The organism is Microbispora sp. H11081 (assembly GCF_012999535.1).
Taxonomy (GTDB): Bacteria; Actinomycetota; Actinomycetes; order Streptosporangiales; family Streptosporangiaceae; genus Microbispora.
Genome location: NZ_JABBWV010000001.1, coordinates 221,629 through 245,615, shown reverse-complemented (window position 1 = coordinate 245,615; position 23,987 = coordinate 221,629). Strand labels below are relative to the sequence as shown.

At 72.2% G+C, this 23,987-nt stretch carries 20 protein-coding genes; 7 read left to right on the top strand and 13 right to left on the bottom strand.

Annotated elements, in window-relative coordinates; genetic code table 11:
* Positions 1-43: 43 nt before the first annotated feature.
* Positions 44-1,921, top strand: a complete 1,878-nt coding sequence (locus HHX31_RS01025; RefSeq protein WP_169944163.1) for a prolyl oligopeptidase family serine peptidase — start codon at positions 44-46, stop codon at positions 1,919-1,921.
* Positions 1,922-1,931: 10 nt separating this feature from the next.
* On the opposite strand, the gene HHX31_RS01020 is transcribed toward HHX31_RS01025, so the two are convergent.
* Positions 1,932-2,609 (bottom strand): DUF305 domain-containing protein, encoded by a 678-nt coding sequence (locus tag HHX31_RS01020; protein ID WP_169944161.1) that lies wholly within the window; start codon positions 2,607-2,609, stop codon positions 1,932-1,934.
* Positions 2,610-2,806: 197 nt separating this feature from the next.
* On the opposite strand from HHX31_RS01020, the gene HHX31_RS01015 reads away from it, so the two are divergent.
* From HHX31_RS01015 to HHX31_RS01005, 3 genes are all read left to right on the top strand, one after another.
* Positions 2,807-4,612: an LVIVD repeat-containing protein gene (locus HHX31_RS01015; protein WP_211589140.1), complete on the top strand. Its 1,806-nt coding sequence runs from the start codon at positions 2,807-2,809 to the stop codon at positions 4,610-4,612.
* 140 nt (positions 4,613-4,752) lie between these two features.
* Positions 4,753-5,349: an XRE family transcriptional regulator gene (locus tag HHX31_RS01010; protein ID WP_311931049.1), complete on the top strand. Its 597-nt coding sequence runs from the start codon at positions 4,753-4,755 to the stop codon at positions 5,347-5,349.
* A 122-nt stretch (positions 5,350-5,471) separates the two neighbouring features.
* Positions 5,472-6,410, top strand: coding sequence for a trans-aconitate 2-methyltransferase (locus tag HHX31_RS01005; RefSeq protein ID WP_169944157.1), 939 nt, complete (start codon positions 5,472-5,474; stop codon positions 6,408-6,410).
* A gap of 207 nt (positions 6,411-6,617) precedes the next feature.
* Here the strand turns inward: HHX31_RS01005 and rny are convergent, their stop codons facing one another.
* The 3 genes from rny to recA form a co-directional block, all read right to left on the bottom strand.
* A complete protein-coding gene (gene rny, locus HHX31_RS01000) occupies positions 6,618-8,243 on the bottom strand; it encodes a ribonuclease Y (protein ID WP_169944156.1) in 1,626 nt (541 codons plus the stop codon).
* A 277-nt stretch (positions 8,244-8,520) separates the two neighbouring features.
* The gene (gene recX / locus HHX31_RS00995) at positions 8,521-9,228 is read right to left on the bottom strand and encodes a recombination regulator RecX (RefSeq protein ID WP_396710002.1); all 708 of its coding nucleotides are present in this window, start codon (positions 9,226-9,228) and stop codon (positions 8,521-8,523) included.
* Positions 9,229-9,542: 314 nt separating this feature from the next.
* Positions 9,543-10,664, bottom strand: coding sequence for a recombinase RecA (gene recA, locus HHX31_RS00990; protein ID WP_169944152.1), 1,122 nt, complete (start codon positions 10,662-10,664; stop codon positions 9,543-9,545).
* Between the two features lie 322 nt (positions 10,665-10,986).
* On the opposite strand from recA, the gene HHX31_RS00985 reads away from it, so the two are divergent.
* The gene (locus HHX31_RS00985; protein WP_311931045.1) at positions 10,987-11,262 is read left to right on the top strand and encodes a hypothetical protein; all 276 of its coding nucleotides are present in this window, start codon (positions 10,987-10,989) and stop codon (positions 11,260-11,262) included.
* A gap of 19 nt (positions 11,263-11,281) precedes the next feature.
* On the opposite strand, the gene HHX31_RS00980 is transcribed toward HHX31_RS00985, so the two are convergent.
* The 7 genes from HHX31_RS00980 to HHX31_RS34895 all read right to left on the bottom strand — a co-directional run bounded on the left by HHX31_RS00980 (position 11,282) and on the right by HHX31_RS34895 (position 15,083).
* Positions 11,282-12,367: an ABC transporter permease gene (locus tag HHX31_RS00980; RefSeq protein ID WP_169944150.1), complete on the bottom strand. Its 1,086-nt coding sequence runs from the start codon at positions 12,365-12,367 to the stop codon at positions 11,282-11,284.
* Entirely contained in the window at positions 12,364-13,242 is an 879-nt protein-coding gene (locus tag HHX31_RS00975; RefSeq protein ID WP_311931043.1) for an ATP-binding cassette domain-containing protein, read from the bottom strand. The genes HHX31_RS00980 and HHX31_RS00975 overlap by 4 nt, the downstream gene beginning before the upstream one ends.
* Positions 13,235-13,543 carry a transcriptional regulator gene (locus HHX31_RS00970; protein WP_169944147.1) on the bottom strand — a complete coding sequence of 103 codons (309 nt, stop codon included), beginning with the start codon at positions 13,541-13,543 and terminating at the stop codon, positions 13,235-13,237. The genes HHX31_RS00975 and HHX31_RS00970 overlap by 8 nt, the downstream gene beginning before the upstream one ends.
* Positions 13,540-13,971 (bottom strand): hypothetical protein, encoded by a 432-nt coding sequence (locus HHX31_RS00965; RefSeq protein ID WP_169944145.1) that lies wholly within the window; start codon positions 13,969-13,971, stop codon positions 13,540-13,542. The genes HHX31_RS00970 and HHX31_RS00965 overlap by 4 nt, the downstream gene beginning before the upstream one ends.
* Before the next feature lie 179 nt (positions 13,972-14,150).
* A complete protein-coding gene (locus HHX31_RS00960) occupies positions 14,151-14,345 on the bottom strand; it encodes a DUF3046 domain-containing protein (protein WP_169944143.1) in 195 nt (64 codons plus the stop codon).
* A 68-nt stretch (positions 14,346-14,413) separates the two neighbouring features.
* Positions 14,414-14,902: a VOC family protein gene (locus HHX31_RS00955; protein WP_169944141.1), complete on the bottom strand. Its 489-nt coding sequence runs from the start codon at positions 14,900-14,902 to the stop codon at positions 14,414-14,416.
* Positions 14,903-14,948: 46 nt separating this feature from the next.
* On the bottom strand, positions 14,949-15,083 hold the full coding sequence (locus tag HHX31_RS34895; RefSeq protein WP_283244361.1) for a hypothetical protein: 135 nt from the start codon (positions 15,081-15,083) through the stop codon (positions 14,949-14,951).
* A gap of 137 nt (positions 15,084-15,220) precedes the next feature.
* Here HHX31_RS34895 and HHX31_RS00950 point away from each other — a divergent pair, with 137 nt between their 5' ends.
* On the top strand, positions 15,221-20,404 hold the full coding sequence (locus HHX31_RS00950) for a DEAD/DEAH box helicase (RefSeq protein WP_249345320.1): 5,184 nt from the start codon (positions 15,221-15,223) through the stop codon (positions 20,402-20,404).
* A 58-nt stretch (positions 20,405-20,462) separates the two neighbouring features.
* Here HHX31_RS00950 and HHX31_RS00940 read toward each other — a convergent pair whose 3' ends face one another.
* Positions 20,463-21,404: an NADP-dependent oxidoreductase gene (locus tag HHX31_RS00940; RefSeq protein ID WP_249345318.1), complete on the bottom strand. Its 942-nt coding sequence runs from the start codon at positions 21,402-21,404 to the stop codon at positions 20,463-20,465.
* An 89-nt stretch (positions 21,405-21,493) separates the two neighbouring features.
* Between HHX31_RS00940 and HHX31_RS00935 the strand changes: the two genes are divergently transcribed.
* Entirely contained in the window at positions 21,494-22,543 is a 1,050-nt protein-coding gene (locus HHX31_RS00935) for an AraC family transcriptional regulator (RefSeq protein WP_169944139.1), read from the top strand.
* Between the two features lie 51 nt (positions 22,544-22,594).
* Here HHX31_RS00935 and HHX31_RS00930 read toward each other — a convergent pair whose 3' ends face one another.
* The gene (locus tag HHX31_RS00930; RefSeq protein ID WP_169944137.1) at positions 22,595-23,770 is read right to left on the bottom strand and encodes an ROK family protein; all 1,176 of its coding nucleotides are present in this window, start codon (positions 23,768-23,770) and stop codon (positions 22,595-22,597) included.
* Between the last annotated feature and the right edge of the window lie 217 nt (positions 23,771-23,987).

Below are 23,987 nucleotides of genomic sequence, written 5' to 3'. Positions count from 1 at the left end.
CATTCCCGCCCCCCGGGCCGGGCTCGTCGGGCAGGATGCGGTCATGCCCCCCACGCCCGGCCCGAGATCGTTCTCGCCGCGCCCCTCGCCCCTCTCCACCACCGACGTGGCACGTGCCGGCCTGCGGCCGGGGTTCCCGACCGTGCTGGGCGGGGAGACGTGGTGGGAGGAGGACCGCGCCGTCGAGGGCGGCCGCCGCACGGTCGTCCACCGGGCCGCCGACGGCGCGCTCACCGACCTGCTTCCCGCGCCGTGGGACGCCCGTACGCGGGTCCACGAGTACGGCGGGCGGTCCTACGTCGTCGTCCCCGGCCACGGCATCGTCTTCGCGCACCATCCCGACCAGCGGCTCTATCTCGCCGGGTCCCGGGGCGCCCCGCCCCGGCCGATCACGCCGGAGCCCGACGAGCCGGGCGCGTCGCGCTACGCCGACCTGCGGGTCCAGGACGGCCCTGAGGGGCCCCGGGTGTGGTGCGTCAGGGAACGCCACCACCAGGACGCCAAGGTCACCCGCTCGATCGTGTCGGTGGCGCTGTACGGGGGCGGCGTCACCGAATGGGTCACGGGGAGCGACTTCTACGCCTCGCCCACGCCGTCCCCCGACGGCCGGCACCTCGCCCACATCTGCTGGAACCACCCGCACATGCCGTGGAACCGCACCGAACTGCGGGTCACGCGGCTGTCCGACGGCGTCACGCGGACCGTGATGGGCGGGCTCGCCGAGTCGGTCGTCGCACCGCTGTGGTGCGACGACCGGCACCTGTACGCCGTGTCCGACCGGTCGGGCTGGTGGAACCTCTACCGGGCCGACGTGTCCGGGTCGTCGTGCGAGGCGCTCTGCCCGCTCGACGAGGAGTTCGCCGGGCCGCTGTGGCAGCTCGGCGGCCTGCCGTACGCCGTGCTGGGCGACGGGCGGCTGGCCGTGCTGCACGGGCGCGGCGACCTGCGCCTGGGGGTCCTCGACCCGCGGACGGGCACGCTGACCGACCTCGACGTCCCCTTCCAGGGGTGGGCGCCCGTGCTGGACGCGGACGGCGACGTGGTCGCCGGCCTCGGCTACCGGGCGGGCGCGCCGCGCTCCGTCGTACGGATCGACGCCACGGGTGACGCAGGGCGCGTCACGGAACTGCGGCGGGCGGTCGACGGCGTTCCCGCCGGGGTCCTGCCCGTGCCCCGGCCGGTGGAGTTCGAGGCGGGGCCTGGCACGCGCGTCCACGCGTACCTCTGCCCGCCTGAGCGGGCGGACGAGGGCGCCACACCGTACGTGATCTTCGTGCACGGCGGGCCGACCGGGCACGCGACGAGCGAGCTCGGCCTGGACAAGGCGTTCTTCACCAGCCGCGGCATCGGCGTCCTCGACGTCAACTACGGGGGTTCCAGCGGGTACGGCCGGGCTTACCGGGAGCGCCTGCGCGGCCGGTGGGGCGTGACCGACGTGGAGGACGTGGTCGCGGCGGCGAAGTGGCTGGTCGCCGAGGGCCTCGCCGACCCCGCGCGGATCGCCGTCCGCGGGGCGAGCGCCGGCGGGTGGACGGTCATGGCCGCCTGCGGCGCGTCGGACGTCTTCGCGGGCGGCGTCTCGGTGGCGGGCGTCAGCGCGCTCGCCCCCCTGGTCGCGGCCACCCACGACTTCGAGTCGCGCTACGTGGAGTGGCTGGTCGGCCCGGAGGACCTGTACGGCGAGCGTGAGCCGCTGGCCCTCGCCGACCGGGTCACCTGTCCCATGCTGCTGATGCAGGGTCTCGCCGATCCCGTCGTGCCGCCGGCCCAGTCACAGTCCTTCGCCGACCGCCTGATGGCGCGCGGCGTGCCCTGCACGTATCTGACGTTCGAGGGCGAGGCGCACGGGTTCCGGAGACTGGAGACCCGGGCCGCGGCCCTCGCCGCCGAGTTGTCGTTCTACCTGCAGATCTTCGGGTGAGCGGAGCCGCTCACCCGTCCATCCGGGCGAGGAGGCCGCGCATGCGGTCGATCTCGATCCGCTGGTCGGCGTCGACGTGGGTGACGAACTTGTTGATCTCCGCCTCCTCGCCGCCACCGTCGCCGAAGAGCCCCTCCACCATCGTCAGCGCGCCCAGGTGGTGCTGGATCATGTACTCGTAGAAGAGCCGGTCGAACCGCGCCCCCTTGGCCTGCTCCAACTCGGCGAACTGCTCCTCGCTGAGCATGCCGGGCATGAGCGCGCCGCCGCCGTGGTCGTGCCCCGCGCCCGAGCCCACGCTCGGGACCTGCTGGAGCCGGTCCCTGAGCCAGCGCACCATCTGGTCGATCTCGTCCTGCTGGGAGATCTCGATCCGCCTGGCGAAACGCGGCAGGTCCTCGCTGCCGCTGCGGCCGGCGACGAGCCCGGTCATGCGCAGGGCCTGGGAATGATGCCGGATCATCCCCTGCATGAACCGCACGTCGGCGTCGGTGTACTCCCCGTCGTCCGCCTTCGGCACCTCGTCGGCCGGCAGGACCTTGCTGTCCTGCCCCGGCGCACCCGGCTGGACGACGTTCACCCCGGCCTTCTCCGCTGCCTTCCCGGCGGTCTCGGCCGTACAGGCGCTGATCGCGGCGGCCGCCAGCACGAGGGCCAGAAGCTGCCGGGACGAGGTGGTGGAGATCATGACCTGGGCTCGCTTATCGGCGGTGGGGGGGACCGGCCAAACCGGAGGATGTGTAGGGGTATAGCACATATAACCCGATTTAAGTTAGTGTCCCCCAAACGCCGCATAGATCTATTGGGTCGGGCCGGACCCGGGGATCTGTTGCTCGCGCAATGGGTCACACCGGAATCACAGAAACACAAGGAGGGGTACCACCCTTGAGAATCACCCGTGCGGCAGCACGTTGGGGGCGTGCTGGACTTAAGAAGATCGGAGTCGTCGCGGCCGGGGCGGTCCTGGTGGGCATCATGCCCGCCACCGCCATGGCCGACGACGCCGATCCGCGAGCCGGCCTCGGAGCCGGCTGGCTGGACGCCCAGCAGGCGAGCCAGGGCCTGGAGCTCCTGGCCCACCTGGACAAGCCGGAGGGCTTCTACCAGGCCTCGAACCCGGGGAACTCGTCGTTCGCGAACTCCGACCTGGCGTTCAGCGGCAAGTACGCGTTCGTCGGCAACTTCAACGGCTTCAACATCTACGACGTATCCGCCCCCGCGAACCCCGTCCTGACCACCTCCGTGGTGTGCCCCGGCGGCCAGGGCGACCTGTCGGTGTACGGCAACCTGCTGTTCATGTCGGTCGAGGAGACCCGGGGCCGGCTCGACTGCGGCACCCAGGGCGCGAGCGGCACGGTGAACCCGGACCGCTTCCGCGGTGTCCGGATCTTCGACGTGAGCGACATCAGCAGGCCGACCCAGGTGGCGGCCGTGCAGACCTGCCGCGGCTCGCACACGCACACCCTGGTCACGAGCAAGAACGACCCGGCCAACGTGTACGTCTACGTGCAGGGCACGTCGAGCATCCGCTCGGGCTCCGAGCTCGCGGGCTGCGCGAACACCGCGGCGACCGACCCGAACACCGCCCAGTGGCGTATCGAGGTCATCAAGGTGCCGGTGGCCGCGCCGCAGAGCGCGGAGATCGTCTCCACGCCGCGTCTCTTCACCGACCCGGTGACCGGGGCGATCAACGGTCTGCAGAACACCCCGCAGACCCCGCGGCACCCGTCCGGCTCGACCTGGTCGCCGTCGCCCGTCACCAGCCACTGCCACGACATCACGGCTTACCCCGAGCTCGGCCTGGCCGCCGGCGCGTGCGCCGGCAACGGGATCCTGATCGACATCTCCGACCCGGCCAACCCGAAGCGGCTCGACGCGGTCACCGACCCCAACTTCGCCTACTGGCACTCGGCCACGTTCAACAACGACGGCACGAAGGTCATCTTCACTGACGAGTGGGGTGGCGGCAGCGGGGCCCGGTGCCGGGTGACCGACGAGCCGTCGTGGGGCGCCAACGCCATCTTCGACATCGTCGACGGCAAGATGCAGTTCCGCAGCTACTACAAGCTGCCGGTGGCGCAGACCAACCAGGAGAACTGCGTCGCGCACAACGGGTCGCTCGTTCCCGTGCCCGGCAGGGACATCATGGTCCAGGCCTGGTACCAGGGCGGCGTCTCGATGTTCGACTTCACCGACTCGGCCAACCCGCACGAGATCGCGTACTTCGACCGCGGCCCGATCAGCACGACCTCGCTGCTCCTCGGTGGCTTCTGGTCGGCGTACTACTACAACGGCCACGTCTACGGCAGCGAGATCGCCCGCGGCTTCGACGCGTTCAAGCTGCTCCCGAGCGAGCACCTGGACCAGGCCGAGATCGACGCGGCGGCCACGGCCACCTTCGCCACCTTCAACAGCCAGCACCAGCCGCGGGTGACGTGGCCGGCGAGCTTCCCGCTGGTGCGGGCGTACTACGCGCAGGCGCTGCGCACCGGCACCATGCAGAAGAACACCGCCGCCAACGTGGAGAAGTTCGTCGACCGGGCCGAGCGGTTCGCCGACGGGCCGCAGAAGAACGCCGCCGTGGCACAGCTTCGGGCCGTCTCCAACCAGCTGGACGCCTCCGTCGCCGCGCAGGCGACGCTGGCGGACGCGCTCAAGGACCTCGCCGACGCGCTCGGCCGTAAGGCCTAGCCGGGTCTTTCAGTAGCGATCACGCCGATCACGGAGCCACCGCGATCGGCGTGATCGCCGAGGTCACTCTCGACACCTTGCCCGTCTTGCCTGCCGCGCGGGCCGCTGGACAGCGGCCCGCGCGGCATAGCATTTGGCCCGTGACGCAAGACGACGGACAGCTGGACAGCCTCGTACGCAAGCGGATCCGCGCGCTGCGGGTCGCGCAGGGCTGGTCACTGGAGGAGCTGGCCACCCGCGCCAACCTCAGCCAGTCGTCACTGAGCCGCATCGAGAACGGCCGGCGCCGCCTCGCCCTGGATCAGCTCGTCACCCTGGCCCGCGCGCTCGACACCACGCTGGACCAGCTCGTGGAGAACGCCGCCGACGACGTCGTCATCAGTCCGATGATCGACGCCGCCCACGGCCTGATGCGCTGGCCCATCAAGGGCGACCCCGGCATGAGCGTCATGCGCCAGCGGCTGACCGGCCCTCCGCCCGACAACCCGGCCCGCATGCGCGCCCACCCCGGCCGCGAATGGCTCGTCGTGCTGTCCGGCACCGCCATCCTCATGCTCGGCCACCGGCGCTATCGCATCGAGACCGACCAGGCCGCCGAGTTCCCCACCATGATGCCGCACGCCATCGGCGCCGGAGGCGGGCCATGCGAAATCCTGGGCATCTTCGACCGCGACGCCCGCCGCGGACACCAGAAGGACGCCGACGGCTCCGAAGCCGGCCAGGGCTCCCGCGAGTGACCGCACCATGATCGGCCCGGCTCCTGGGGGGTTCTTGCGTGCCGGGCAGCGCGCCGCGCCATCTTCTTGCGTATCCCGCAAGCGGTAGTGCGGCAGGCGCATGACGGGCTTACGGTGACGCCATGCCCAGAACACACCGGCACACCGCCCACCATGACGAAGGCGGCCACCACCCCGGCCATCACTCCGGCCACCACCCCGGCCATCACTCCGGCCACCACCCTGGTCACCATCCTGGCGACCACGGGCACGGCGACGCGGGGCAGGCGGAGATCCTCGACCTGGACGCCGAGGTGCTCGCCGAGCACACCGCCTCCATCACCGCCTGGCTGCCGCTGAAGAGCGAGCCGCGCCAGATCGTGGACCTGGGCTCCGGCACCGGCGCGGGCACCTTCGCGCTCCTCGAACGCTTCCCCGGCGCCCATGTCACCGCCGTCGACACCTCGCCCGGGCATCTCCAGCGCCTGCGCGAGCGGGCACGCGCCCGCGGAGCCGAGGAGCGCGTACGGACCGTGCGGGCCGACCTCGACGCCGGCCACTGGCCCGACCTCGGCACGCCGGATCTGGTGTGGGCCTCGGCCTCGATGCACCACATGGCCGACCCCGGCCGCGCTCTCAGGAACGTCCACGACCTGCTCGCCCCCGGCGGCCTGTTCGCCCTCGTCGAACTCGCGGGCTTCCCTCGCTTCCTGCCCGCCCACGCCCCCGAGAGCCGGCCCGGGCTCGAAGACCGTGCCCATGCGGCGACCGACAGCTTCCACGCCGAGCACGTTCCGCACCGCGGCGCCGACTGGGGCCCGATGCTGACGGCCGCCGGTTTCACCGTCGAGGACATGCGCACGATCACCGTCGACATCGAAGGAAAGCGCAGCGAAGCGGTCGGCCGCTACGCCTTGAGCAGCCTGCGGCGCATCCGCGGTGTCGCCGCGCCCGCCCTCGGCCCCGAGGATCTCGCCGCGCTGGACGAACTCCTGGACACCGACAGCCCGACCAGCATTCTCCGCCGCGAGGATCTCGCCGTACGGACCGAGCGCACCGTCTGGGCCGCCCGCCGCGCCTGACACCCGCGCCTGACACCCGGCGGCCCCCACGGCCGCCGGGCGGCCCCGCGCGCGCACCACCTTGCGCAGGCCATGCGCGTCGTCAGGCCGAGCGACCCTGCCCAGACGGCGCTGTCGCCGCGCTCCTCCGGGACGACGGAGAGAAAGAACCCTCTCGTCGTCATGAACTGGCGACGAGGGGCACTGTCCTTCGAGCCGGGGAGCGCGTCAGCGAGCGAATTCGGTGGCGCGGGACTCGCGGACCACGGTGATGCGGATCTGGCCGGGGTAGGTCAGCTCCTCCTCGACCTGCTTGGCGACGTCCCTCGCGATGACCTGGGCCTGGATGTCGTCGACGTTGTCCGGCCGGACCATGACCCGGATCTCCCTGCCCGCCTGCATCGCGAAGACCTTGTCCACGCCCTCGTAGGACTGGGCGATCTCCTCCAGGCGCTCCAGCCGTTTGACGTACGCCTCCAGGGACTCGCGCCGGGCGCCGGGACGACTGCCGCTGATCGCGTCCGCGGCCTGGGTGAGAACCGCTTCGACGGTCCTGACCTCCACCTCGTTGTGGTGCGCCTCGATGGCGTGGACGACGTCCTCGTGTTCGCCGTACCGCCGGGCGATCTCCGCGCCGATCATCGCGTGGCTGCCCTCGACCTCGTGGGTGAGCGCCTTGCCGATGTCGTGCAGCAGCGCGCAGCGCTTGACGAGGTCACGGTCGAGCCGCAGCTCCGAGGCCATGATGCCGGCGATGTGCGCCGACTCGATGAGGTGCTTGAGCACGTTCTGGCCGTAGGAGGTGCGGTAGCGGAGCTGGCCCAGCAGGGTGACCAGCTCGGGATGCATCTCGGTGATGCCCAGCTCGACCAGCGCGTCCTCTCCGGCCCGCACGCACAGGTCCAGCACCTCGGCCTTGCTGCGCTCGTACGCCTCCTCGATGCGCTGGGGGTGGATCCGGCCGTCGAGGACGAGCTTCTCCAGCGTCAGCCGGGCCGTCTCCCGGCGGACCGGGTCGAAGCACGACAGCAGCACCGCCTCCGGCGTGTCGTCGATGATCAGGTTGACGCCGGTGGTGGACTCGAAGGCCCGGATGTTGCGGCCTTCGCGGCCGATGATGCGGCCCTTCATCTCGTCGCCGGGCAGATGGAGGACGCTCACCACCGACTCGGCCGTCTGCTCGGTGGCGACCCGCTGCACAGCCAGCGTCACGATCTTGCAGGCGCGCTTCTCCCCCTCACGCCTGGCCTCGCCCTCGATCTCCCGGACGATCAGCGCGGCCTCGCGCTTCGCCTGGTTCTCGATCTCCTTGACCAGCTCCGCCTTGGCCTGGTCGGCCGTCAGGCCGGCCACCCGTTCCAGGATCTCCTGCCGCCGCTCGGCCACCCGGTCCAGCTCCTCGCGGCGGTCGGCCAGCTCGGTCTCCGTCTCGGCCAGCTTGCGGGCCCGCTCGGTCTGCCTGCGCGCCTCCTCGTCGAGCCGCTGCTCACGCTCGGCCAGCCGGTTCTCGCGGCGTTCGAGGTCGGAGCGCAGCTCCTTGAGCTCGGTCTTGAGGACGCGCGTCTCCTCCTCGACCTCCTTGCGCATCAGCGCGGCGCTCTCGGCCAGTGTCTCCGACTTCTTGAGAATCTCCCCCGCGTCCCGCTCCGCCTTCGTACGGATCTCTTCGGCCTCGTGTCTGGCGCGTTCGAGCTCCTCGTTGACCTCGGCCTTCACCTCGGCGAGCTGCTCGGGTGTAGGGCCGGGCGGTGCGACGACACCGCCGGTGCGGCGCATGACTATGACAAGGGCGGCGATCATCACGAGAGCCAGCAGCACCACCGCAACCGCAAGTACGATCACGACCGTGTCCATGCGCTCACCCCTCTCGGCAACTCTCGGCAGGGGTTACACGCGCAGCACGGCAGCGCCCGGTGGCGTCACCAGGACAAATATGGTCGCAATGCCCGGACGCCCCGAGGGGCGGCCGATATGGCCCGGAGGCCGGTCAAAGTCTCTCGTCCGTTGGGTACACCGTTATGGCAATCCGCGCTGCGCGGAGTAACTCCTCACTGCGGTCGAGATTAAGCGTCGGAGAGGTAACGAGCAAGCAAAGATACCCTGTCAAGCGACTTTTGCATGGTGCTATCGATCACTCGAAGGCATCCGGAAGCCCATCCGACGGGCTTCCCTCGGCCTCGATCGCCTCTCGGACCACCCGGAAGGCCAGGCCCGGCGAGTAGCCCTTGCGAGCCAGCATGCCGACCAAGCGTCGCATGCGCGCCTGCGGCTCCACCCCTCGGGTCGCGGCCAGCTTCCGCTCCACCAGCCGGCGCGCGGTCTCGGTCTCCTCGTCGGGGTCGAGCCGCCCGACGGCGTCCTTGACCGTCTCCTCCGCGACGCCGCGACGTCGCAGTTCCTGGGCGAGCGCGCGACCGGCGAGTCCGCGACCGGCGTGCCGGGAGCTCACCCATGCGGCGGCGAACGCCTCGTCGTCGATGAGCCCGACCTCGGAGAACCGCTCCAGCACGGCGTTCGCCGCCTCCTCGGGCACGTCCCGCTTGCGCAACGCGTCCGCTAGCTGGGCCCTGGTCTTGGGCGCCATCGTCAGCAGCCGCAAGCAGATGGCCCTGGCGACCGCCTCGGGGTCGGCAGGCGGCCCTTCGGCCGCCCCTGTGCCCTTCTGCGGCCCCTTGCCCTTCTGCGGCCCGTCGGGCGGCCACCCGCCGGACCACTCGCGTGACTCGCCCCGGTCTCCCCTGCGCCGCCTGCCGCGCCCCTGACGCGGGCGTCCGGACCCGGCGTCCTCCCGGCTCGACCCGTCGCGCTCCTCCCGGAGCCCGCCCGCGCCGAAGCCCACGCCGCCGCTTCCTGTATCGCTCCCGGCATCGCTCTGTGTGCCACCCGGTGTGCCCGCGTTCCAGGTGTCGCCACCCGAGCCGTCTCCGGCGCCGCCTGCGGTGTCGCCGAAGCCCTCGGCGCGGTCACCACCACGCCGGCCGCGAGGGGTGCCCGAGCGCCTGCGGATCTCCGCCCGCAGGGCGGAGATCGTCTCGGACGCGTCCACGGCGGGTCCGGACGACTCCCCGTCCGCCCCCCAGGGTCCAGAGTTCCAGTCCCCCGGCCTGATTCCGTCGTCCCGGCCGGGGGACTCCTCACGCCTCATGCCTGCGCTCAGACGTCACCCGGCTTGGGCGCGGCGGCCGCTTTGGCGCCGCGGCCGGATGCGGCCGGCGCCCGGCCCGCCGCGGGAGCGGGCGAGGCCGCCGGAGCGGCGGCGGGCTCGTTCGGCGTGTCGAGCCGGGGCCCGACCCCCAGCTTCTCCTTGATCTTCTTCTCGATCTCGTTGGCGATGTCGGGGTTGTTCTTCAGGAAGTTGCGGGCGTTCTCCTTGCCCTGCCCGAGCTGGTCGCCCTCGTACGTGTACCAGGCGCCGGCCTTGCGCACGAACCCGTGCTCGACACCCATGTCGATCAGGCCGCCCTCGCGGGAGATGCCGATGCCGTACAGGATGTCGAAGTCGGCCTGGCGGAAGGGCGGGGCCATCTTGTTCTTGACGACCTTCACCCGGGTCCGGTTGCCGACCGGCTCGGTGCCGTCCTTGAGCGTCTCGATCCTGCGGACGTCGAGCCGCACCGACGCGTAGAACTTCAGCGCCTTGCCACCCGTGGTGGTCTCGGGGCTTCCGAACATGACGCCGATCTTCTCGCGGAGCTGGTTGATGAAGATCGCGGTCGTCCGGGTCTGGTTCAGGGCGCCGGCGATCTTGCGCAGGGCCTGCGACATGAGCCGGGCCTGGAGGCCGACGTGGCTGTCGCCCATCTCGCCCTCGATCTCGGCCTTCGGCACGAGGGCCGCCACCGAGTCGATCACGACGATGTCGACGGCGCCGGAGCGGATCAGCATGTCCGCGATCTCGAGCGCCTGCTCGCCGGTGTCCGGCTGGGACACGAGCAACGCGTCGACGTCGACGCCCAGCTTCTTCGCGTACTCGGGGTCGAGGGCGTGCTCGGCGTCGATGAAGGCGGCGATGCCGCCGCCCTTCTGGGCGTTGGCCACGGCGTGCAGGGCGACCGTCGTCTTGCCGGAGGACTCGGGGCCGTACACCTCGACGATCCGGCCGCGGGGGAAGCCGCCGATGCCGAGTGCGACGTCGAGGGCGATCGCGCCGGTGGGGATGACCTCGATCGGGGCACGCGCGTCGTCTCCGAGGCGCATGACGGTGCCCTTGCCGAACTGCCGCTCGATTTGCGCGAGGGCGGTCTCAAGGGCCTTCTCGCGGTCGTTGATTGCCATTGGGTGCCCCCTGGAGGGTGGTCGTCTGCTGGTCACCGAAAAACTACGGGGTGCCACCGACATTTTCCGGAGCTTCCCGCACACCACCGGGAAGGCGGGCGGGGAACCCGCCGCACCCACGGCGACCTGGCGGCGCACCCGGCGGCACCAGTCCAATATAGCCGAACGACTGTTCGATCACATGCAGGAACGGCCGGGCCCGGGCCAGGGACGCGGCCCATCCCCGCCGTTACATCCTTGAGCGTTACCCTCCCATGGTTGCCAGTTCGCTGACCTGGATCGATCCTGGTAGGCAAAGCTGGATCTCCCGCTGGAGGGCCACGTGACGGGCACCGGCGACTACGGCCGGCAGCGCCTGGCCCACCTCGCGGCACTCGCGGCGCGTCTGTCCGAACACGGCCTCGCCTCGCGGCTGCTCGGCACGGACGACCCGGTCCTGTCCGTACGGCACCCGGGCACCGGCAGGCAGACGATCGTCTTCGCCACACCCGCCGGGAAAGGATGGATGTTCCTGTGGGCCCCGGGCGGCCAGGAGAGCGCCGACGACCCCGGCCGCGCGGCCGAGATGATCAGCCGGACGCTCTCCAGCCACCCCTGACCCTGCCGGGCCCGGCCGGTCAGCGGACGACTTCGCCGAGCTTGACCCGGGCGCCGGTGCGGAGCACCGCGCGCTCGTAGACACGGGCCGCGCCCAGCACGACGGCGGCCACGGCCACGACCATGAGCGCTCCGGCCAGCAGGATCTCCCCCAGCGGCACCTCCATGGCGGCCGTACGCACCGGCATGACCATCGAGGAGAACGGCGGCACGAGCGACAGGACGCGCGCGAGCGTGCCGGTGGGCTCGACGGCGGCGAAGTAGGCCGTGACGTAGGCGAGCATCATCACCGCGGTCAGCGGCGTCAGGACGCTGTTGAGCTCCTCCTGCCGGGAGACGAGCGAGCCGAGGGCGGCGGCGACCGCCGAGAAGAACGCGTAGCCGAGCACGAACCAGACGAGCGCGCTGACGACGATTCCCGCCATCCCCGGCGGCAGGTCGGCTGTGAAGCCGGTCGCGAAGGACGCCCCGAGGCCGACGACGATGATCACGACGAGGTTGACCAGCCCCAGCGCGCCCAGCCCGACGATCTTGCCGCCGAGGAGCTGCCAGGGGCGCACCGAGGTGAGCAGGATCTCGACGATGCGGCTGCCCTTCTCCTCCACCACTCCCATGGCGACGAACATCGCGCTGTAGACGAGCAGGAAGAACAGCACCATCACGAGCAGTGTGGCCAGCCCGGTGCGCACGCTCTGATACTTGGCGTCGGCGCCGACCGACTCCACCTGGAGCGGCGTGAGCGTGACGCCGGCCGCCTTGATCTGGGCGTCCCGGTGGGCGGCTTCGAGTATCAGTCCGAGCCGGGTGTCGAGCTCGCCGTTCGCGATGACCTTGCCGCCGTTCACCAGGGCCGCGTCGATGTCGCCGTCGATCACGGCCTTGCGCGCCGCCGCCTCGTCGGGCAGCGGGGAGTACACCAGTTGGGCGACGGGCGCGGGCGTGCCGCCCACGACGCCCACGTCGTAGGTGTCGTCACCGCCCAGGGCCTTCGGCAGGAACGCGAGCACGGCCACCAGGACCGCGCTGATCGCCAGGCTGACCAGGAACGACTTCGTCCTGGCGCGGGTGCGGATCTCCCGCTGGGCCACCAGCATCAGCCCGTTCATGCCACCGCCTCCCTGAAGATCTCGGTCAGCGTGGGCTGCCTGCGACCGAAGTGCTCCACTTTGCCCGCGCCGATCGCCGTACGGAGGATGGCCTGGTCGTCGCCTTCCTCGCACAGCAGGACGTCGCGGTCGCCCTCCCGGGTCAGCTCGCCGGGCAGGCCGGCGGCCCACCCGGGCGCGGCGTCCCTGACCACGACACGCAGCACCCCGCGGCCCTCCCGCTCCCGCAGCTCGGCCACCGGGCCGTGCGCCACCATGCGGCCCGCGGAGATGATGCCGACCGAGTCGCAGAGTCGTTCGACCACGTCGAGCTGGTGACTGGAGAAGATCACCGGCACGCCCGCGGCGGCGCGGTCCTTCAGCACCTGGGCGAGCGCGTCGACCGCCAGCGGATCGAGGCCGGAGAACGGCTCGTCGAGGATCAGCACCGCCGGGTCGTGGACGAGCGCCACGGCGAGCTGCACCCGCTGCTGGTTGCCCAGCGACAGCGACTCGACGGCGTCGTCGCGCCGATCCGTCAGGCCGAGCCGCTCGATCAGGGCGGCCGTGGCCGCGCGCGCGGCGGACGGGGTGAGCCCGTGGAGCCTGCCGAAGTACTCGATCTGCTCCGCGACCTTCATCTTCTGGTACAGCCCGCGCTCCTCCGGCATGTAACCGAAGGCGCGGCGGTCGTCGTACGTCACCTTGCGCCCGCCGACGCGCACCTCGCCCGAGTCGGTCTCGAGCACGCCCATCACGATGCGCATCGTCGTCGTCTTGCCCGCGCCGTTGGCCCCGACGAATCCGAACATCTCGCCCGGCCGCACGGTGAAGCCCACTCCGTCGAGCGCGGTCTTGTCTCCGTAGCGTTTCCGCAGGCCGTCGATCTCAAGCACGGGGGGCTGCCTCCACAATTCGTCGCAGAACATTCATGTAGGTCTCGAAGGCCGTACGCCCCGCGTCGGTCAGCGAGAGCCACGTGCGCCCCCGTTTGCCGACGAAGGTCTTCTCCACGTGGACGTAACCGGCCTCTTCGAGGGTGAGGATGTGCTTACTGAGCAGCGAGTCGCTGACCTCGATGGTGTCCCGGAGGAAGCGGAAGTCGGCCTTGTCCGCCGCGGCGAGAGCGGCCATGATCGACAACCGGACCGGCGCATGGATGATCTCGTCGAGCTCATGGCGGGGGTGGGTGGTCATCGGTTCCTCATCAGGCGGAGCCCACCGTACACCAGGGGTAGTCCGGCCAATACGGAGAGCCCCACCACCACCGCCGTCCAGCCTCCCGTGGGCTCGTCGGGCAGCAGCAGGACACCGACGACGAACGGCAGCGTCATCGTCAGCACGTACGCCGCGGAGATCGGCCCGTTGATCCATTTCATCAGCCGGTCGTGGACCTGCAGCCGGGCCATGTACGCGCACAGGGCGATCGTCAGGACGATCCAGCCGATTCCGGCGATCATGGGCACCGGTGGGAAGCCGAGGAACATGGCCGGCCAGTAGACCATCGTGGCCAGTCCCACGAACAGGTACGCCCGTCCGGGCCCGCGCGAGGAGCGCCGGACCCTTTGGTCCACGCGCCCGATCTCCTGGAGCGCCTCGTCAGGGGTGAGACGTTCTTCGCCCATGAGCTTCCTCCGTGTTCACCTGTTCAACACGGTAGCAACGTCTCAACCAGCGTTCAAGTGCATGCCGTCGACGACCGTAGAAGGCGGCGGAGAGCAGCCTGTGCGGCTGCGGAAAGAGCGCGCGGCAGAGGGCGGAACGGTGTGGAACGGCGTGTTGAAGCGGGAAAGGCGGAGCGGCGTCAGCGCAGCCGGGGGTCCACGTCGACCTCCTGGCAGACGGCGCGCCAGACCTGCTTGGCCGCCACGCCCTCACCGAGGGCCTGCTCGACGGTGCGCCCGCCGAGCCCGGCGATCACGTAGTCCTTCGCCCACGACTCCGCGTACGCCTCGCCGAAATGGCGGCGCATCCTGTTCCAGAAGTCTGTGAGGCGCATGCGTTCAGTATGACGCCGCGGCCGGGATGAGCCGTCCCGGCCGCGGCGGCCTCCCCTGTGGGAGGGGACTACATCACCTTGCTGCCGTACATCTCGCCCAGCGGGTCGGCGAGCAACTCCAGCCGGGCGCCGTCCGGGTCACGGAAGTAGATCGAGCTGCCGCTCTCCACCTGGTAGGGCACGCCCGCGGCGTCGAGTTTGCCGCGCAGGCGTTCCCACGCGTCCCGCTCCACCGAGATCGCGATGTGGTGGAGGCCTCCGAGAACCTCCTTGTACGGCTCCAGGTCGAGGCCCGGCAGGTCGAAGAAGGCCAGCAGGTTGCCGTTGCCGATGTCGAAGAAGAAGTGGTTGGACCCGCGGTAGTCGCGGTTCTCGAAGATCTCGGTCAGCGGGAACTCGAGGAGTTCGTGGTAGAAGCGGATCGTCCGCTCGACGTCTGACGAGATAAGCGCGAAGTGGTGCAGGCCCCTCGCGCTGCTTGCGGCACGGCGATCGCTGAGGTAACGCGCGCGGATCCGCGCGCGCTCCTCCTCGATGGCCGCGTAGTCGATTTCCATACTGAGGAAGCCTGTCCCCAGCATGGCGGGTAATGCCAGACCGAAATCAGGGAAGCAGCCATTTTCGCCAGCCGATCCACTCCGCGCGCCGCGCCCGCAGCGTCTCGTACCGGATCAGGCGGGCGTGCCGGGCCTGATGGGCGAGGTCCTGCCGGTCGGTGCGGTTTCTCCTGCCGAACATGTCGTGTTCCCTCCGTGGGCCAGGGGTCGCGTCGTACGGGGATCAGCCTGCTGTGGCCGTCATGGCCCCCACTTGCCTCCGACCTGGCGGCGGGCTGACGGCGGGCTGACGGCGCGGCGTTTTCTGTCGGTGGCGCGATGCATGATGGGCGGGTGGGTTCGCTCGACGACTTCAGCCCGGTGACCAGGGAATGGTTCACCGGCGCCTTCGCGTCGCCGACAGCCGCCCAGGAAGGCGCCTGGTCGTCGATCGCCCGGGGCGAGAACACGCTCGTGGTCGCTCCCACCGGGTCGGGAAAGACGCTCGCGGCCTTCCTGTGGGCCATCGACCGCCTCGCCACCGAGCACACGGCCGGGCAGGCCGCCGGCCAGGCCGCGGGGCGCCTGCCCGAGGCGGCGGGGCATGAGCGCACCGGGTCCGAGGCGGGGCGGCCCGGAGGCCGGCGCGGCGCGCGAGGCGGCCGTAAGAAGGACGGGGAGCCGCCCCGGCCGTGCCGGGTCGTGTACGTCTCACCTCTGAAGGCGCTCGCGGTCGACGTCGAGCGGAACCTGCGGGCCCCGCTCACCGGCATCCGGCAGACGGCGCTGCGGATGGGCCTGCCCGCGCCCGGCATCTCGGTCGCCATCCGCTCGGGAGACACGGCCGCCGAGGACCGGCGCCGCTTCGCCGCCCGGCCCTCCGACATCCTGATCACGACACCCGAGTCCCTGTTCCTGATCCTCACCTCCCAGGCGCGCGAGGCGCTGCGCGGCGTCCAGACCGTGATCGTGGACGAGATCCACGCCGTCGCCGGGACCAAGCGCGGGGCGCACCTCGCGCTGACGCTGGAACGGCTCGACGCGCTGCTGCCCGCTCCGGCCCAGCGCATCGGGCTGTCGGCGACCGTACGGCCGGTGGAGGAGGTGGCGACGTTCCTCGGCGGGACCCGTCCCGCCGCCGTCGTGCAGCCGCCCTCCGAGAAGGTCATCGAGGTCGACGTCGTGGTCCCGGTCGAGGACATGACCGAGCTCGCGCCGCCTCCGCCCGGCGCGGACGGCGAGTCGCCCGAGCACCGCGCGAGCATCTGGCCGCATGTGGAGGAGCGCCTCCTCGACCTGATCGAGGCCCACCGGTCCACCATCGTCTTCGCCAACTCGAGGCGGCTGTCGGAGCGCCTGTGCACCCGGCTCAACGAACTGTCCTGGGAACGGCGGGCCGCCTACTCGCGGAGTGAGGAGGCGGCGCCAGGGGATCCGGCCCACTGGTCGGAGGCCTTCGAGGAGTTGCACGCGCGATGGTCCGACCGGCTCGACGCGCCGGGGGCGGGCACCGGACGCGCGGACGCCCGGCGGGGCGGCTCCGCCGCGATGCCGTCCGAGCTCATGGCCCAGGCGGGAGTCTCGGCCGGCGCCTTCCCCGAGGTGGTGCGGGCGCACCACGGCTCCGTCTCGAAAGAGGAGCGGTCGCAGATCGAGGAGGCGCTGAAGTCCGGCCGCCTGCCGGCGGTGGTCGCGACCTCCAGCCTGGAGCTGGGCATCGACATGGGCTCGGTCGACCTCGTCGCCTGCGTCGAGGCGCCGCCCAGCGTGGCCAGCGGGCTGCAGCGCATCGGCCGCGCCGGCCACCAGGTCGGGGCAGTGTCCCGAGGCGTGATCTTCCCGAAGTACCGGGGAGACCTGGTCCAGACGGCCGTCGTGGCCGAGCGCATGCGGACGGGGCGGATCGAGGAGATCCGCTGTCCGCGCAACCCCCTCGACGTGCTGGCGCAGCAGATCGTCGCGATGACCGCGCTCGACGAGTGGACGGTCGACTCGCTGGAGGCGATCGTGCGCAGGGCCGCGCCGTACGCCACACTGCCGCGCAGCGCGCTGGAGGCGACGCTCGACATGCTCGCCGGGCGCTACCCGAGCGAGGAGTTCGCCGAGCTGCGGCCGCGCATCGTGTGGGACCGGGTGACGGGCGCCCTGCGTGGCCGCCCAGGGGCGCAGCGCCTGGCGGTGACCAACGGGGGCACCATCCCCGACCGCGGGCTGTTCGGCGTGTTCCTGGTGGGCGACAAGGCGTCGCGCGTGGGCGAGCTGGACGAGGAGATGGTCTACGAGTCCCGTGTCGGGGACGTGTTCGTGCTGGGCGCGACCTCCTGGCGCATCGAGGACATCACCGCCGACCGGGTCCTGGTCTCCCCCGCGCCTGGGCAGCCGGGCAAGCTGCCCTTCTGGCACGGAGACTCGCCGGGCCGCCCCGCCGAGCTGGGCCGGGCGATCGGCGCCTTCCTCCGTGAGCTGTCGTCGGCGGGGGCGGGCGGCCGGGGCGACGCGGCGGGCGCGCTCGCGCGGATCCGTGCGGCGGGCCTCGACGACTACGCCGCGGGCAACCTGCTCGCCTACCTGGCGGAGCAGCGGGAGGCGACCGGCTACGTGCCCGACGACCGCACGCTCCTGGTCGAGCGGTTCCGCGACGAGCTGGGCGACTGGCGCGTGGTGATCCACTCCCCTCTCGGCGCGCGGATCCACGCCCCCTGGGCGCTCGCCATCGGGCGGCGGCTGCGCGAGCGGTACGGCGTCGACGTCCAGGCCGTCCACTCCGACGACGGCATCGTGCTGCGCGTGCCCGACACCTTCGAGGACGCGCCGACCGACGTCGCGGTGTTCGACCCCGAGGAGATCGAACAGGCCGTGATCGAGGAGCTGGGCGGCTCGGCCCTGTTCGCCTCCCGGTTCCGGGAATGCGCGGGGCGCGCACTCCTGCTGCCCCGTCGTTCGCCCGGCAGGCGCAGCCCGCTGTGGCAACAGCGCCAGAGGGCCGCCCATCTGCTCGGGGTCGCGAGCAAGTACGCCGGGTTCCCCGTGGTGCTGGAGACGATGCGCGAGTGCCTGCAGGACGTCTTCGACGTGCCTGGCCTCGTGGACCTCATGCGGGACCTGGCCGCCCGCCGGGTGCGGGTGGTCGAGGTGGAGACCTCCCAGGCGTCCCCGTTCGCCGCGTCGCTGCTGTTCGGCTACATCGCCGCGTTCATGTACGAGGGCGACGCGCCGCTGGCCGAGCGCCGGGCGCAGGCACTCGCCCTCGACACCTCGCTCCTCGCCGAGCTCATGGGACAGGCCGACCTGCGGGAGCTGCTCGACCCGGACGTCGTGGCCGAGACCGAGCGGGAGCTGGCACGGCTCGACAGGCCGTTGCGTGACGCCGAGGACCTCGCCGACCTGCTGCGCTCGCATGGCCCGCTGCTCGCCCAGGACGTCTCGATCCGCGAGGGCGACCCCTCCTGGCTGACCGACCTGGAGCGGGCGCGCCGGGCCATCCGGGTGCGCGTGGCGGGTCTCGAACAATGGGCCGCCGTCGAGGACGCCTGGCGACTGCGCGACGCGCTCGGTGCGCCGTTGCCGGTGGGCGTGCCACACGAGTTCCTCGAGGCGCCTCTCGCGGGCGGGCCCGGCGGGCCCGGCGGCCAGCACGCCGCCCCCGATCCGCTCGGCGACCTGGTCGCGCGGCACGCGCGCACCCGTGGGCCGTTCTCCTCCGGCACGGCCGCCGCCCGCTTCGGCATGGGCGTCGCGGTGGTGGACGGCGCGCTGCGCCGTCTCGCGGCGGCGGGCAGGGTGGTCACCGGTGAGTTCCGCCCCGGAGGCCGTGGTGAGGAATGGTGCGACGCGGGAGTGCTGCGGCTGCTGCGACGCCGCTCGCTGGCGCGGCTCCGCAAGGAGGTCGAGCCGGTCCCCCCGGAGACGCTGGCGGCGTTCCTGCCCGCGTGGCACGGCATCGTCCCGCAGAGCGGCACGCCGACCGGAGCGCGGTCGATGGACGCCCTCATCACGGCGATCGAACGACTGCAGGGAGCGGCCGTCCCCGCCTCCGCGCTGGAGTCGCTGGTGCTGCCGTCGCGGGTGCCCGGCTACAGCCCCGCTCTGCTCGACGAGCTGACCTCCTCCGGCGAGGTCGTCTGGGCGGGCCAGGGTTCGCTGCCCGGCGGCGACGGGTGGGTCGGTCTGTACTTCGCCGACACCGCGCCGCTGCTGCTTCCCACGCCGTCGGAGATCACCATGACTCCGCTGCACGAGCGCATCCTGGAGATCCTCAGCGGGGGTGGCGCGCTGTTCTTCCGCGAGCTGTCCAACCGGGTCGCCGCGGCGGCGCCCGGTGAGAGCGCTGCGCCGTCGGGCCCGGACGGCGCAGCGGCCCGCCGGGCCAGGATCCTCGGCCGCGTCTCCGGCACCGCGGGGACGCCCCCCGCTCAGCCGGGCACCACAGCGCAGCCCGGCATGCCCGACACCACAGCCCAGCCCGACACCACAGCCCAGCCCGGCGCCACAGCCCAGCCCGACACCACAGCCCAGCCCGGCGCCACAGCCCAGCCCGGCGCCACAGCGCAGCCGGGCACCACAGCGCAGCCCGGCATGCCCGACGCCGCGGCCCTGCCCGGCACGCCGGGCACAACAGCCGGTACCGGCGCCTTCACCCGGCCCACCGCGGCGGTGCCGGATGACATGACGCTCGCGGCGGCGCTGTGGGACCTCGTCTGGTCGGGCCGGGTCACCGGCGACACGCTCGCCCCGCTGCGCTCGACGCTGGGCACCGGACGGCCCGCGCACCGCCCCGCCACGACCAGGCGCCGCCGCGCGGTGCTGCCGACGAGAAGCGGCCCGCCGATCGTGAGCGGCCGATGGTGGCTGCTGCCCGCGCCATCGGCCGACACCACCCAGCGGGCCCACGCGCAGGCCGAAGTCCTGCTGGAACGGCACGGCGTGCTGACGAGGGGCGGCATCACGGCCGAGCGCCTTCCCGGCGGCTTCTCCGCCGTCTACCAGGTGCTGCGTGCCTTCGAGGAGAGCGGCCGGTGCCGCAGGGGCTACTTCGTCGAGGGCCTGGGCGCCGCCCAGTTCGCCCTGCCGGGGGCGGTCGACCGCATGCGCGCGATGTCGTCCACGCGTCCCGCCCCGGCCGAGGACCTGTGGTCGGTCCCCGCCCCGCCCCCGCCCCGCCACGCGGTCGTGCTCGCGGCGACCGACCCCGCCAACCCGTACGGCGCGGCCCTGCCCTGGCCGGACCGTGCCGACGACGTGAGCCACAAACCCGGCCGCAAGGCCGGCGCGCTGGTGGTGCTGGTGGAGGGCGCGCTGGTCCTCTACGTCGAGCGCGGCGGGAAGACCCTGCTCTCGTTCGGGTCCGAGGATGACCTGCGCCCGGCCGTCCAGGCACTGGCCGTCGCGGTGAAACGGGGAGCCCTGGGCAAGCTGACGGTCGAGCGGGCCGACGGCACGGCCATCGCCGACTCCCCGCTCGCGGCGGCGCTCGAAGCCGCCGGTTTCCACCCGACCCCCCGCGGCCTGCGCATCCGCTCCTGACCGGTCCGCGCGCCCAGGGGCGGCGCCGAGCCACCCCGCGCGTGCGCCGGGCGGCGTCTCACCCGCGCCGGGGCTCCGGCGTCAGCACGACTTTCCCGCGGACGAGGCCGCGCTCGGCTTCGCGGTGCACGTCCGCCAGGGACTCCAGCGGGCGAACATCCGCCTTGACGTCCACCAGGCCCTTGTCGATCAGCGCCACGAGCTCGGTCAGCTGACCAGGGTCGTTGCGGGTCACGAAGTGGACGGCGGGCGGGTCCGCGATCAGCCGGGTGATCGAGACTACGTGCTCGGCCAGCTCCGTCACCGAGGCGGGGGCGCCGGGCACCAGGTTGATCAGCACGTCGTTGCCGCCAGGCAGGGCGGTGGTGGTGTAGTCGACGATCTCGTCGGCGCCCAGCGCCCTAACGGCGGCGGCGCTGCGGGGCCCGGCGGTCGCCACCACGTGCGCGCCCGCGAGCTTGGCGAGCTGCACGGTGAACAGCCCGACGCCGCCACCGGCGCCGTTGATCAGCACTCGGCTGCCGCTGCCGACGCGGGCGTGTTCGAAGACCGCCTGCCACGCGGTGAGCCCGGCCACCGGCACGGCCGCCGCGTCCGTCAGGGGAATCCGCTCCGGCGCCCTCACCAGCGCACTCGCCCTTGCCACCGCGTACTCGGCCGCCGCCTCCTCGATGAGCCCGATCACCCGGTCCCCGACGGCGAGGCCACCCGCCCCGGTGACCACCGTGCCCGCCACGTCGGAGCCGAGCGTGCGCGGCAGCGTGCCGCCGAGCACGTCCCGCAGCAGGCCCATCCGCAGGCCGACCTCCGACGGGTTGAACGACGTGGCGGCCACCCTGATGAGCACCTCGCCCGGCCCGGGCTTCGGCACCGGCACCTCGTCCAGCGAGATCACGGAGGCGTCGCCGTACTCGTGGATGCGGGCGGCGCGCATGGTCTCCTCCCCGCCTACCGGCCGGTCGATCGTGGTGGTCGCTCCGCTGACCAGGACTTTCGTCATGCCGTCCACCCTAGAAGCCCTAGGTGAGGCGTCCAATGTGCCCGAGTCCCTGTTTCATGCGTAATCGTCTCGCGGACTAGACTCACGTGGTGGACGTGCTGAGCGACGTGATCGCCTCCATGCGCAGGGGCGTGCCCCGTTCCGCGCGTGTCGAGTGGTCGGCGCCGTGGGGGCAGCGGTTTCCGCCGGCACCCGGCTATGCGGGTTTCCAGGTGGTGCTGCAGGGCTCGTGCTGGGTGATCCCGCCGGAGGGCGAGCCGATCGCGGTCACGACGGGCGACGTGCTGTTCTTCCCCCACGGGCACGGCTACGCGCTGGCCGACTCACCGGGCACCCCCGTCACCGAGCCCGACGGCGACCCCCTCGCCCACGCCGAGCTGTTCGCCTCGGCCTCCGTGGAGGGCAGCGGTCCCGTCACCGTGACGCTCTGCGGCGGCTACCAGCTCGACTCCTCCTGGGTGCATCCGCTGCTCGGAGGGCTGCCCGCCATGATCCACCTGCCCGCCAGGCTGGGGCACGACACCGAGTTGCGGGCCGCCGTCGAACTGCTCGGCGGCGAGATCGCCGCTCCGCGGCCGGGCGCTGCCTTGGTGGTGCCCGCGCTGCTGGACATGCTGCTGCTGTACATCCTGCGGGCCTGGTTCGACGTCTCGATCGAGCACTGCGCGGTCGGCGGCTGGGCCGCGGCGCTGGCCGACCCGGCCGTCAGCGCCGCACTCGACGGCATCCACCGCGATCCCGCCCGCCCATGGACGGTGGAGGCCCTCGGCCGCCGCGCGGGGCTGTCCCGCGCCGCGTTCTCGCGCCGGTTCACCCGGCTCGTCGGGCAGCCGCCGCTGACCTATCTGACGTGGTGGCGGCTGAGCACGGCCGCGCGCATGCTGCGCGACTCCGGCGCCACGCTGGGCGAGATCGCCGGCGCGGTCGGCTACGGCTCGGAGTTCGCCTTCGCCAACGCGTTCAAGCGCGAGTACGGCATGGCCCCCGGAAGGTACCGCCGCCTGGGCTGCCCTCCGCAAGGGCGACCGGCCCCGGACGGCTCGACGCGGGGCGGCTCCACTCAAGGCGGCTCCGCACGCGACGGCTCCGCACACGCCGGCTCCGCACACGCCGGCTCCGCACGCGATGGCTCGGCGTAGACGGCCTCGCGTCCGCCGCCGGGCGGCCGGGCACCCATGACCGGCCCGGCGTCAGACCGTGTCAGAGAAGACCTCCTCGCGCGCTCGGTCCAGTGCCGCGACGATCGCACCCATGAGCACGGGATTGCCCTCGACCGCGGTCGCCACCACCGTCGGGCGGCTCGGGCACACCTGGGCCACCGCCTCCTCCACGCGCTCGGCGAGGTGGCTCCCGCCGGCCCTGCCCACGTCCCCGCCGAGCACGACGAGTCCCGGGTCGAGGACCACGGCGACCGCCGCGACCCCGACCGCGAGCCGTCCTGCTAGGTCCTCGACGAAAGCCTCGCTGCCCGCGTCGATGGCCGTACGGACGAGGTCGGCCACCGTGGGATCGGGGTCGTCGGCGGCGGTGACGCCGTGCGCGCGGGCCAGGTTCCGCAGCGCCTGTCCCCCGACGAGGCGCTGGAACGACCCGGTTTGCGGCGCGGTGACCGCGCTCGGCAGCGGCTCCCCGGGGACGGGCAGCCAGCCGATCTCGCCCGCGCCGCCGGTGATGCCGCGGTGCAACCGGCCGCCGAGCATGACGCCGAGGCCCTGGCCGACACCCGTCCAGAGGATCACGAAGTCGTCGGCGCCCCGCGCCGCGCCGTACGCCTGCTCGGCGAGCGCGGCCAGGTTGACGTCGTTCTCGATGATCACGCATTCGCCGAGCAGGCCGCGCAGCCCGGCCAGGATGCCGACGTGCCAGGTGGGCAGGTCGACCGAGTAACGCACGTCGCCGGTGACGGGGTCGACCACTCCGCGCGTGCCGATGACGAAGCAGCGCAGCCGGGCCACCTCGATCCCGGCGGTCCCGCAGGCCCGCTGGACGGCTTCGTGGACGATGCGCACGGGATCACGGGCCTCGGTGGGGTCCACGGTGACCTGGGCGACGACCGTGCCGGTGATGTCGGCGACGGCCGCCGTGACGCCGTCCGGCAGCACCTCCAGGCCGGCGACGTACGCGCTTGAGGGGTTGACGCCGTACAGCGCGGCGTTGGGCCCGCGCCCGCCTGGGCGCTCCCCGGCGGCGGTGACCAGCCCGCGCGTCTCCAGCCTGGCCAGAAGCTGGCCTGATGTGACCTTTGACAGCCCGGTAAGCTCTCCCAACTCGGCCCTGGTGAGCGGGCCCCTGGAGATGAGGAGTTCCAGCGCCGCGCGGTCGTTGATCTGCCGTAGCAGCCGAGGCGTACCCGGTCGTTGAGGCACCGGCAGGTTCCCCTCTCGTCACGATCCGCTAACGCGGTCTTTTTTATAAGAAACTTTCTTGTTAGTTTATCGGCAGCCAGCCCGGAGGCAACCGATCAGCCTCGGGACGCCATGAGCGCCGACCGAAAGGAGAGCGCCTTCCAGCAGGTGAGCGGCCCGCCGACACCCCCCAACGAGGCGCACCCCCGACGCGAAGCCGGGAAGGGAGAGACCCACC

Coding starts and splice junctions, on each gene's coding strand:
- HHX31_RS01025 (WP_169944163.1), top strand. CDS start 44: ATGCCCCCCACGCCCGGCCCGAGATCGTTCTCGCCGCGCCCCTCGCCC.
- HHX31_RS01020 (WP_169944161.1), bottom strand. CDS start 2,609: ATGATCTCCACCACCTCGTCCCGGCAGCTTCTGGCCCTCGTGCTGGCG.
- HHX31_RS01005 (WP_169944157.1), top strand. CDS start 5,472: ATGCCCAGAACACACCGGCACACCGCCCACCATGACGAAGGCGGCCAC.
- rny (WP_169944156.1), bottom strand. CDS start 8,243: ATGGACACGGTCGTGATCGTACTTGCGGTTGCGGTGGTGCTGCTGGCT.
- recA (WP_169944152.1), bottom strand. CDS start 10,664: ATGGCAATCAACGACCGCGAGAAGGCCCTTGAGACCGCCCTCGCGCAA.
- HHX31_RS00980 (WP_169944150.1), bottom strand. CDS start 12,367: ATGAACGGGCTGATGCTGGTGGCCCAGCGGGAGATCCGCACCCGCGCC.
- HHX31_RS00970 (WP_169944147.1), bottom strand. CDS start 13,543: ATGACCACCCACCCCCGCCATGAGCTCGACGAGATCATCCATGCGCCG.
- HHX31_RS00965 (WP_169944145.1), bottom strand. CDS start 13,971: ATGGGCGAAGAACGTCTCACCCCTGACGAGGCGCTCCAGGAGATCGGG.
- HHX31_RS00960 (WP_169944143.1), bottom strand. CDS start 14,345: ATGCGCCTCACAGACTTCTGGAACAGGATGCGCCGCCATTTCGGCGAG.
- HHX31_RS00955 (WP_169944141.1), bottom strand. CDS start 14,902: ATGGAAATCGACTACGCGGCCATCGAGGAGGAGCGCGCGCGGATCCGC.
- HHX31_RS34895 (WP_283244361.1), bottom strand. CDS start 15,083: ATGTTCGGCAGGAGAAACCGCACCGACCGGCAGGACCTCGCCCATCAG.
- HHX31_RS00950 (WP_249345320.1), top strand. CDS start 15,221: ATGCATGATGGGCGGGTGGGTTCGCTCGACGACTTCAGCCCGGTGACC.
- HHX31_RS00940 (WP_249345318.1), bottom strand. CDS start 21,404: ATGACGAAAGTCCTGGTCAGCGGAGCGACCACCACGATCGACCGGCCG.